Source organism: Oleiphilus sp. HI0043, assembly GCF_001634935.1.
In genome coordinates, this window is record NZ_LWEY01000841.1 from 1 (window position 1) to 1450 (window position 1450).

Annotated in this window: 1 protein-coding gene; it reads right to left on the minus strand. The window is 43.2% G+C overall.

Annotated elements, in window-relative coordinates:
* Nucleotides 1–200 precede the first annotated feature (200 nt).
* Nucleotides 201–1348, minus strand: a protein-coding gene (locus tag A3729_RS09560) for an IS3 family transposase (RefSeq protein ID WP_156494921.1) whose coding sequence is annotated in 2 segments (ribosomal slippage) — nt 201–1078 and nt 1078–1348 — 1149 coding nt in all. Because the reading frame shifts where the segments join, the coding sequence is not laid out codon by codon here.
* Nucleotides 1349–1450 lie beyond the last annotated feature (102 nt).

Sequence of the window (1450 nt, forward strand, 5' to 3'; positions counted from 1 at the left end):
TATAGTTCGCTCGTGTTCGCCTTCTGTTTTATCTATTTGCTGGTGATTGATCGAAAGCTATTTGAGGAAGAGGTGTTGGAGTCTTGGTTCATGAGGTTGAGATTGGTGATAACGCTTGTCGTTCTCGTTTCCTTGGTTTTTTCTGCAATGGTGTTTGACTGGTGAAACGAGTCAAGCAGAATGTGTTCTGCGCAACTAAATCAGGACACTTTTCTTAAAGAGTTTTCGTACTCGATTGGCGACATATCTTCGTTAGAAGTATGGAGCCGCTCTAAGTTGTAATAACGCATGTAGTCAGCCACATCATTTCTCATATGCTCTCTCGTTGGCTGGGGCACTTTCAAAACCCAGTCATGCTTTAAGCTTCCAAAGAACCGCTCCACAACAGAGTTATCCCAGCAAGCACCTACATCCCCCATGCTAGCTCTGATGCCATAATTACTCAGCAGTGTGCGATAACGCTTGCTGGTATACTGCGAACCTCTGTCACTATGAAACACCAAGCCTTTAGGAGGCTGGCGCAGATTATATGCCCTGATCATAGCTCGACTAACCAAGTCAGTAGTCATACGCTTATCAATCTGCCAGCCAACGATTCGGCGTGAAAATAAATCCATGACGATCGCGAGATACATCCAGCCTTCGCCTGTTTTCAGATAAGTCACATCGCCAGCCAAGATTTGATTTGGCCCAACCGGATTAAAGTTCTGGTTCAGCAAGTTATCTGCAACAGCATCACTGTGTTTACGCTTAGTTGTTGCCTTGTATGCAATGCGTTGCGTAACGACCAATCCAAGCTTAGCCATTAATTTTTGAGCGCTGTATTCAGTAATATCAAAGCCCTCTCTGCACAATCGTTTCCGCAGTTCTCTATAACCCAAACTACTTCGGCTTTTCTCGAAGATAGTTTTAGCTCTGCTATACAAATGTAACTGCTTTGGCGTAATAGATTTAGTTGGCCGTTTGAGCCAAGCATAATAAGCTGAGCGGCTAACACCCATTGCTTTGCAAAGTTTGATAACAGGATATGCTGAGGAAAGTTGTTGAATGGTTTGAAACCTTACTTGGTTTCCTTCAGCAGGAGGGCGCTGGCCTTTTTTAAAATCTCCTTTTCCATCTTCAGCTCTTTATTTTCCTTTCGGAGCCGAAGCAATTCAGCACGCTCATCTGTATTTAAGCCAGTACCAGATTGTTCCGCATCAAACTTGGCTTTCCAGTTGTAGAGCAACTTATCTGTAATACCCAATGAAGCAGCCGCTTTAGGAACGCTATAGCCTTGCTCGGTGACCAGGGCAACCGCTTCTTGTTTAAACTCTGTTGTATAACTTCTGTTCTTTCGTTTTGTCATTTAACACCTCAATAATTGGATTATATTCCTTATTGAAGTGTCCTGTTTGATTAAAGCAGATCACTATCAAAGATAGATTAGGATCTACACACTGTCCAGAAG